The organism is Mucilaginibacter sp. (assembly GCF_028287845.1).
GTDB lineage: Bacteria > Bacteroidota > Bacteroidia > Sphingobacteriales > Sphingobacteriaceae > Mucilaginibacter.
Map to the genome: position 1 here is coordinate 19,972 of NZ_JAQBOW010000006.1, position 7,922 is coordinate 27,893.

A 7,922-nucleotide genomic window follows, 5' to 3' on the forward strand; every position below is an offset into this window, starting at 1 on the left:
TTTTTCATAAGGTAAAATTAAGCATTTGTAATGAAGTATAGGTAAGCGTATACAATTGGCGCGGCTATTAATAACCCATCAAACCTGTCCAGCAAACCACCATGTCCCGGTAATATACCGCCCGAGTCCTTCACATCAATGCTACGTTTAAACATAGATTCTATCAGATCGCCGGTAGTGCCAAAGCAACTTATTAATATACCTGTGAATATCCAGTGTTCTAAACCCAGCTCGGTATAATAAATACTTATAATATAGGCTGTAACGGCTGTAATAATAATGCCGCCAATTAAACCTTCCCATGTTTTTTTAGGCGAATGGCGCTCAAATAACTTGGTTTTTCCAAACTTGCTTCCTACAAGGTAGGCTCCGGTATCATTTGCCCAAAGCATTAGTAAAAATGCCAGTGGCAAATGGAAATTAAACGCCCCGCCCACGTAAGCTAACGCGTGGAAAAAAGTAAAAGGCACAATGGTAAATATTAACCCTAAATAGGTGTAGGCGATATTGGTAAACGGCGCACCGGTTTTTTTAAACAGCTCCTGTATAAATATGGCGCTTAGGGTAATGGGCAGCAAGAATAATAATTTATGGGTATCACTATTGGAAGAATAGGTTATCAGCGCAAATATGGCATAGATAAAAATGCCGTTTAATAAGCCGCTTTGTATATTGGGTTTTATGCCGGCTTTTTTTATCAAACCATAAAACTCCCATAAGCAAAACCCGCTGAGCAGTAAATAAAATACCCCGAATACATAATTGTTAAGTAAAACGGAGGCGAGCATTACAATAATAAAAAAGAAGCCCGTAATGGCGCGTATTCTCATAATTTAAATTTGGTTCAGGATCATCAGCTCAATAGCATGACTAAAATTTTCCTGGTGAATATAAACCTCAACATTACCAAAGTTGCGATGTGATGAAGCTTGTTTATTTAATAATACGGCATCAATATGATGCTCACAAAGCACCTGCTTTACAATTTCCGACCGGTAAAAATCAGGCGAAGTAAATATTTTGATCCAGTTTTTTTCCATTTACAATACAGGCATTTTCTTTTTACCCGTTGCTATATTATAGTATAGATACAGCAAAAATAAAACAAATATCAGGCTAAACAGGTAAGCGCCATAATTAAATATATGCTGATCGTCGGGGTTGATCTTTATCATTTTATTTTGGAAAAGATAACTCACAATAACTGCGGTGCCGTTATTTATAAAGTGGCCCCAAACGGCTGTCCAGATGCTGCCGCTCCAGGCAACAAAATAGCCAAATAAAACACCCAGCATCATCCGCGGCAAAAACCCAAAAAACTCCATATGGAAGGCGCTGAACAAAGCCGCCGTTATCCATATAGCAGCATGTATATTCCCGGTCCATTTGGTAAAAATGGTTTGTATGCAACCCCTAAACATAAACTCCTCAACTATTGCGGTAAGCAGGCCAACTACAATAAGCTTAAATATCATGCTCCAAATTGTTTTCATTTGCAGCAATACGGCAGTAAGTTTTTGGGCCTGATCCTCGGCATCACGCATCCATTTTTGAAAGCCATCTAAAAAATGAGGCAGTACCATTTTTTGGTTGATATTACTCAAGTACTCAATTAATGGCGATGATATCATCATCACGCAAAAAGTAATAACCAATAATATCCATGGAAATTTAAAGGTTGATTTAAGATACTCTTTCGGATCTTTTACTATCGCGTAAGCAAAAATAACCGAGGCGGCTATAATAGGGATAGTGGTACTAACAATTTGCAGCACCCACAAAGCTTTGGCCGCATTTGGATTGGTTAGGTTGAACTGAGCAATATCCATTAAAATATTTGTTCCGAATAAACCAATAACTGCAGCGGCTCCAATTAAATAGCCAACACCAATAATGCCTATGGTTAGCGCAATAAAAATTAAGAATTGTAAAGACGGGCGGATGTGTTTATTTGGTAGTGTCACCGTTTGAAATTTAATTTTCACTTGTAATCTCACCCCCATATCGTATTGCCGCTTCAAGTATATCAATGTTTATATCTTTTAGCGTTTTGAACCTAATGCAATACCCGGTCACGCTTGCCTTGCCTAGGTTTTTTCCATACGTTTGGGCCAAGTATGTCTTATCCTTGATACCAAGGATATAGACAGAGATTCCGGTTTTGTTTGCGCTCAAACCAATTTGAAAAAAATCCTTAGTCTTTCCATCAGCATATTTTATGGTGTGAAATCCGTAGCCTATAGTAGGGTTACTAACAGTTTTATTTTCGCTGTTTTTACCATTGTCGAACCATAGTTTACAACCCGGTAAAACTTGAAGTGTGAGCTGGTGCAACTCTTGCATATCACTACGCTTTGGTTCAGGTTGGCTAGCAATATAGTTTTTAATTTGTTCTTGTACGTTCATATAAGATATAAAATTACGGGTCGCTTACTCGGCTTTTTCAAATCTCGCTTTATTTTTAGTTATACACCAATTTCAAACCGAGACGCTATCGTTTATTTGCGGTTGTTATCATTTAGCTTAAAATTCGTATTTTTGCAGCGCTTAAAGATAAGCCATGTCTGTACAAATAGGAAATATTGATTTAGGAGAATTCCCGTTGCTGCTGGCACCGATGGAAGACGTGAGCGATCCGCCTTTCCGTTATGTGTGCAAGCAACATGGCGCGGATATGATGTACACCGAGTTTATCTCGTCCGAAGGCTTAATTCGCGATGCGGCAAAAAGCCGTAAAAAGCTGGATATATTTGAATACGAGCGCCCTATTGGCATACAGATTTTCGGCAGCGATATTGAGCACATGCGTGAAGCTTCAGAAATATCGTCGCAAGCAGGTCCGGATTTGATCGATATAAATTACGGTTGCCCTGTAAAAAACGTGGCTTGCCGTGGCGCGGGCGCAAGCTTATTGCAGGATATTGATAAAATGGTAGCTATGACCAAAGCTGTTGTTGAGGCTACCCACTTACCGGTAACCGTAAAAACGCGCCTGGGCTGGGACGATAATACCAAGAACGTACAGGAAGTTGCCATGCGTTTGCAGGATGTGGGTATAAAAGCCCTAACCATACATGGCCGCACCCGCGCGCAGATGTATAAAGGATCGGCAGATTGGACGCTGATACATGAAATAAAGAAAAACCCGCAAATACAGATACCCATTTTTGGTAACGGGGATATTGACTCGCCCGAAAAAGCGGCGCAATGGCGCATGGAATATGACGTAGATGGCATGATGATTGGCAGGGCGGCCATTGGCTACCCATGGATATTTCGGGAGATCAAGCATTATTTTAAAACCGGCGAACACTTAGACAAGCCAACCTTTGCCGAGCGTATCGACGCATGCCGCACACACCTGATAAAATCAATAGAATGGAAGGGCCCTAAAACGGGTGTCTTCGAGATGCGCAGGCATTATGCTAATTATTTTAGAGGGATAGAAAACTTTAAAGAATACCGCATGAAACTGGTTACGGCAGGTACTTTTGACGAGCTGGAAAATATTTTATACGAGATAGAAAACAACCCAAGGTTTGAAAACCCCGTATCTACTATAGAGATTTAACATTTTAGTTTTTTTTCTTTTTCATAAAAAAATATATATTGCTAAAAATTATGCCATTCAGATGGCTTTGATTTTTTACTGTTGCACTATATTTGAACTAAAAGATGCTATTTATATGGTCACATTCATAACTGATGGGGTTAAAGTTTCGGTAGAAACTATTTACCAGCCGGAGTATTCCAACCCGGCAAACGATCATTTTATGTTCGCTTATAAGGTTAATATAGAAAATATGGGTAGCTATGCTGTGCGTTTGTTAAGCAGGCACTGGTATATTTTCGACTCGAACGGCGCTAAGCGCGAGGTAGAGGGAGAAGGCGTAGTTGGGCAGCAACCGGTAATTGAGCCGGGCACTTCGCACGAGTATGTATCTGGCTGTAACCTTAAAACAGATATGGGCAGTATGAAGGGCGAATATCAAATGATGCGCCTGATGGATAGCGCTGTTTTTAATGTTCAAATACCAGAGTTTTATTTGATTGCTCCATACAGGATGAATTAAGTTAAAAAAGCAAGAATCAAAATAGATAAAAGCCCCGGTTGATAATTCAACCGGGGCTTTCTTTATTAAATACTTAGGGCACAAAGAATTTAATTCTTATCGCTTCATTCTTGACTCTATTTATGGACGATGCCCATGATCGCCACCGCCGCCACCACCGTGTGGTTGACCACCACCGCCGCCACCGTGTGGTTGACCGCCACCACCATGGAATTGAACGTCACCACCATGGAATTGACCGCCTCCGCCACGTGGTTGACCGCCGCCACCTTCACCATGGAATTGACCGCCACCGCCCATATGTTGGGGCATACGTTGTTGCATGCGTTGTTCTGAACGGGGTTGTGACATATGTTGCCTGTTTGAGCCGATATTTGGTACATGCCCCCTATTAATTCGGGCCGCGCCATTTGCCATATGTGCCGGAGCGCTAATGTGTGAACTAACCCGGTTCATTGCACGTGTGGCGGGTTGGCCATGATTTGTAGAAAGCCGTTGTCCGGGATTTCTGCCTGCCATTTGCTGATGCGAAAGTTGCGACCGTGTTGGTTGTATGTGGCGCTCGTTCATAAACCGGCGCTCTTCGGGGCGGGGCTGCCTGTTAATGCCACCCGGTCCGTTAAAGCTGGCGCGGCTGCCGCCACCGCTAATTCCTCTGCGGTCGACATATACATTACGTACAACCCTGCGGTTAACATTAAATACCGCGGTATTATAACGGAAAGAACGCCCGCTCCAGCTACCACCGTAAAAACCTATACCGGGATAGCCGTAACCGTAATTAATACCGCCATAAAAGCCAACATGCGGCCCCCAATATCCGGAGTGGAACAAATAATAGCCATCGCTATAGCCCCAGTAACACGGGGTCCATAACAAGCCATATCTGGGTGGGGCAACCCATACGCCCGGTACCCAATAATAACCATCAATATCATTATAGGCCCAATAACCAGGTTCCCATAAGTAACCATCGGCCGGGCATGGGGGCTGTATATAAACAGGTAAGGGTGGTGGCCCTATCCTTACAGATACACCAACATGTACCTGTGCGTATATCTTAGGTGAGGCAATCACTATTGCCACTATTAAGATAAATATTCTTGCTAAATTTTTCATAACTGTAATTTGTGTTATATAGTACAGTTATGACGGCGAAATGTTTACCCCCCCCCAACCCTCTAAAGAGGGGGCTTTTGAAGTGAGGATAAGAAAAAAATGCCCGCGGGTTAACTTCGCCTGTTAAACAAAAACGAAGCATAATACAGCAATGTAGCCAACGAACCCAGCGCTGCAACCACATACGTCATAGCGGCCCACCATAGAGCGTCTTTGGCCTGGTCATGTTCTTCGCGGGTTTGCATAACGGTGTAGTTGTTATTTAACCAGGCTAATGCACGTCTGCTGGCATCAAACTCAACGGGCAGGGTTATAAAACTAAATAAAGTTACTACCGCCAAAGCAGCCACACCAATTGCCAGCACCAGCGGATTATGCATAAAAAACAACAGCATTACACCAATAAACAAGGTGACCTGTACTAATGTTGATGCTACATTAGTTACAGGCACTAACGTTGTGCGCAGGTTTAACCAGCTATAAGCCGTGGCGTGTTGCAACGCGTGTCCGCACTCGTGCGCCGCTACGGCTGCCGAGGCCACACTACGACTGTTAAACACATCCGGACTTAAATTAACTGTTTTTGTTTCGGGGTTATAATGGTCGGTTAGTTGCCCCTCCACTGATATTACCTGTACATCATAAATGCCATTATCGCGCAACATTTTTTCGGCAACTTCCTGGCCCGACAGACCGGATAATAAAGCCATTTCTGAATATTGCTTGAATTTACTTTTAAAGCGCCACTGAACAATAAAGCTCACCAATGCTATAATGATCATTAAAAACCATGCTGAGCCCATATCTATATATCTTAAAATGAATGTTAAATTTTTAACAGGTATTTCAAAAAGCATTCCAGTTAAATTAAAAAGTAAAAATTCAAAAGTCCAAAAAGCTGCTGGTTTTGAATTTTTACTTTTTAATTTTGACTTAATGCAAGGCAATTTTTCATACTGGGAGCAAACCGAATTTGTTAATAATGCCGATGTGGTAATTATTGGCAGCGGCATTGTGGGCCTGAGCGCCGCGCTGCATCTAAAGAAACAGCAACCCGCTTTAAAAGTACTGGTACTTGAGCGTGGCTTTTTACCCAGCGGCGCCAGCACAAAAAATGCCGGATTTGCCTGTTTTGGCACTGTTTCAGAGCAAATGGCTTACTTAAAAAGATCGTCAGAGCAGGATGTTTTGCACATGGTTGATTATAAATGGCGGGGCCTGCAGCGGTTAAGGAAAAATCTGGGCGATGTTGCTATCGACTTCTACCAATATGGCGGTTATGAATTATTCAGGAACAATGAGCTTAAACAAGCCGAAGAATGCCTGGATAGCTTAACATACTTTAACAATTTATTAAAACAAGCTATTGGCGAACCTGACATATATGCAGTTGCTAATGATAAAATTGCAGGTTTTGGCTTTAATGGAATTAACCAAATAATAGTTAACCGCTTTGAGGGTCAGCTTAATACCGGTAAAATGATGCGCGCGTTATTGCAGAAGGTTTATGAAACCGGTACACTGGTTTTGAATGATTGCGGTGTAGATGAGATTAAACAAGAGGGCGGCCATATCCAGCTCATTACCTCGCAAGGAAACTTTAAAGCAGGTAAGGTAATTTTAGCCACCAATGCTTTTGCTGCCCAATTATATCCAGAATTAGAAGTAGTGCCGGGTCGCGGCCAGGTGCTTATCACCAAACCTATTGCTAACTTAAAGCTAAAGGGCACCTATCATTTTAATGAAGGCTATTATTACTTCAGGAATATTGATGACCGGGTACTCTTCGGTGGCGGCAGGAACATTGATTATAAAACAGAAGAAACGTATGATTTTGGGCATACCGAAAAAGTAAAGCAACAGCTAACCACTTATTTAAACGAAATGATACTCCCCAATCAAAACGCAGAAATAGATTATTGGTGGAGTGGCATCATGGGTTTTGGTGAAGACATTGCCCCGATTGTAAAAGAAGTGCAACCCAATGTTTTTTGCGCGGTACGCTGTAATGGCATGGGTGTAGCAATGGGGAGTTTGGTAGGCGAAGAAGTTGCAGAGCTGGCTATAAATGGCTGACAAAGATCTAAAACAGCTCCACCAACCGCTCCAAAGCCATGCCCCTCGAGCCTTTAATTAATATAGTTGAATTTTTTATAGGATTGGCTTTTAGTCCGGCAATAGCCTCTTCGGCAGTTGGGTAGATCATAGTCGATGGTCGATAGTCCATAGTAAATGCTGCTTGCTGAAATTCTTTGCCGATAAAAATGCGTTCATCAACAGGTATAGCCAAAGCCTTTTCAATAATTGCTTTATGCTCTGCTGCTGATTCTGCGCCCATCTCAAACATATCGCCCAAAATCAACACTTTCCTGTTGGCGGTTATCTTGCCAATGTTGTCAATAGCTACCATCATACTGCTTGGGTTGGCGTTATAGTAATCGCATATCAAAGTATTGGTAGCAGTCTGTACAATTTGCGACCGGTTATTTTTTGGCTGATAACCTTCAATGCCTTTATTTATTTCTATAGCCGATAGCTTAAAATAAACGCCGATACAAATGGCTGCCAAAATATTATCCAAATTATAAGCACCGGTTAACTGGGTTTTAACCACATAGCTTTCGCCCGAGCTATTGTTTGTCCACTTCACAGACAGCAGCGGCGCATTTTCTGTAATCTCGCCGCTAACCAAATCATCAATAGCATCACCATAAAAAACCGGCGGCACAG

At 42.0% G+C, this 7,922-nt stretch carries 10 protein-coding genes; 3 read left to right on the forward strand and 7 right to left on the reverse strand.

Annotation, left to right across the window (positions count from 1 at the left end; genetic code table 11):
- Nucleotides 1-17: 17 nt before the first annotated feature.
- The 4 genes from JWP71_RS00765 to JWP71_RS00780 are packed head-to-tail and all read right to left on the reverse strand — an operon-like array spanning nt 18 to nt 2,406.
- Nucleotides 18-830: a phosphatidate cytidylyltransferase gene (locus JWP71_RS00765; RefSeq protein WP_299495978.1), complete on the reverse strand. Its 813-nt coding sequence runs from the start codon at nt 828-830 to the stop codon at nt 18-20.
- Nucleotides 831-833: 3 nt separating this feature from the next.
- Nucleotides 834-1,040 (reverse strand): hypothetical protein, encoded by a 207-nt coding sequence (locus tag JWP71_RS00770; RefSeq protein WP_299495980.1) that lies wholly within the window; start codon nt 1,038-1,040, stop codon nt 834-836.
- Nucleotides 1,041-1,964 (reverse strand): CPBP family intramembrane glutamic endopeptidase, encoded by a 924-nt coding sequence (locus tag JWP71_RS00775; protein WP_299495982.1) that lies wholly within the window; start codon nt 1,962-1,964, stop codon nt 1,041-1,043.
- A 10-nt stretch (nt 1,965-1,974) separates the two neighbouring features.
- The gene (locus JWP71_RS00780; RefSeq protein WP_299495984.1) at nt 1,975-2,406 is read right to left on the reverse strand and encodes a DUF1801 domain-containing protein; all 432 of its coding nucleotides are present in this window, start codon (nt 2,404-2,406) and stop codon (nt 1,975-1,977) included.
- 154 nt (nt 2,407-2,560) lie between these two features.
- Here JWP71_RS00780 and dusB point away from each other — a divergent pair, with 154 nt between their 5' ends.
- Nucleotides 2,561-3,571 carry a tRNA dihydrouridine synthase DusB gene (dusB, locus tag JWP71_RS00785; RefSeq protein WP_299495986.1) on the forward strand — a complete coding sequence of 337 codons (1,011 nt, stop codon included), beginning with the start codon at nt 2,561-2,563 and terminating at the stop codon, nt 3,569-3,571.
- A gap of 115 nt (nt 3,572-3,686) precedes the next feature.
- A complete protein-coding gene (gene apaG / locus JWP71_RS00790; RefSeq protein ID WP_299495989.1) occupies nt 3,687-4,073 on the forward strand; it encodes a Co2+/Mg2+ efflux protein ApaG in 387 nt (128 codons plus the stop codon).
- Nucleotides 4,074-4,193: 120 nt separating this feature from the next.
- Here the strand turns inward: apaG and JWP71_RS00795 are convergent, their stop codons facing one another.
- Both JWP71_RS00795 and JWP71_RS00800 read right to left on the reverse strand, forming a co-directional pair.
- A complete protein-coding gene (locus JWP71_RS00795) occupies nt 4,194-5,192 on the reverse strand; it encodes a YXWGXW repeat-containing protein (RefSeq protein WP_299495991.1) in 999 nt (332 codons plus the stop codon).
- A gap of 110 nt (nt 5,193-5,302) precedes the next feature.
- The gene (locus tag JWP71_RS00800) at nt 5,303-5,995 is read right to left on the reverse strand and encodes a zinc metallopeptidase (RefSeq protein WP_299496005.1); all 693 of its coding nucleotides are present in this window, start codon (nt 5,993-5,995) and stop codon (nt 5,303-5,305) included.
- 133 nt (nt 5,996-6,128) lie between these two features.
- Here JWP71_RS00800 and JWP71_RS00805 point away from each other — a divergent pair, with 133 nt between their 5' ends.
- Nucleotides 6,129-7,268 carry an FAD-binding oxidoreductase gene (locus tag JWP71_RS00805; protein WP_299495994.1) on the forward strand — a complete coding sequence of 380 codons (1,140 nt, stop codon included), beginning with the start codon at nt 6,129-6,131 and terminating at the stop codon, nt 7,266-7,268.
- A 7-nt stretch (nt 7,269-7,275) separates the two neighbouring features.
- Here JWP71_RS00805 and JWP71_RS00810 read toward each other — a convergent pair.
- The coding region (locus JWP71_RS00810; RefSeq protein WP_299495996.1) for a cyanophycin synthetase at nt 7,276-7,922 on the reverse strand (647 nt) is incomplete at its 5' end.

Bases quoted from the DNA above. Each gene is read 5' to 3' on its own strand.
- JWP71_RS00765 (WP_299495978.1), bottom strand. From the start codon at position 830: ATGAGAATACGCGCCATTACGGGCTTCTTTTTTATTATTGTAATGCTC.
- JWP71_RS00770 (WP_299495980.1), bottom strand. From the start codon at position 1,040: ATGGAAAAAAACTGGATCAAAATATTTACTTCGCCTGATTTTTACCGG.
- JWP71_RS00780 (WP_299495984.1), bottom strand. From the start codon at position 2,406: ATGAACGTACAAGAACAAATTAAAAACTATATTGCTAGCCAACCTGAA.
- dusB (WP_299495986.1), top strand. From the start codon at position 2,561: ATGTCTGTACAAATAGGAAATATTGATTTAGGAGAATTCCCGTTGCTG.
- apaG (WP_299495989.1), top strand. From the start codon at position 3,687: ATGGTCACATTCATAACTGATGGGGTTAAAGTTTCGGTAGAAACTATT.
- JWP71_RS00795 (WP_299495991.1), bottom strand. From the start codon at position 5,192: ATGAAAAATTTAGCAAGAATATTTATCTTAATAGTGGCAATAGTGATT.
- JWP71_RS00800 (WP_299496005.1), bottom strand. From the start codon at position 5,995: ATGGGCTCAGCATGGTTTTTAATGATCATTATAGCATTGGTGAGCTTT.
- JWP71_RS00805 (WP_299495994.1), top strand. From the start codon at position 6,129: ATGCAAGGCAATTTTTCATACTGGGAGCAAACCGAATTTGTTAATAAT.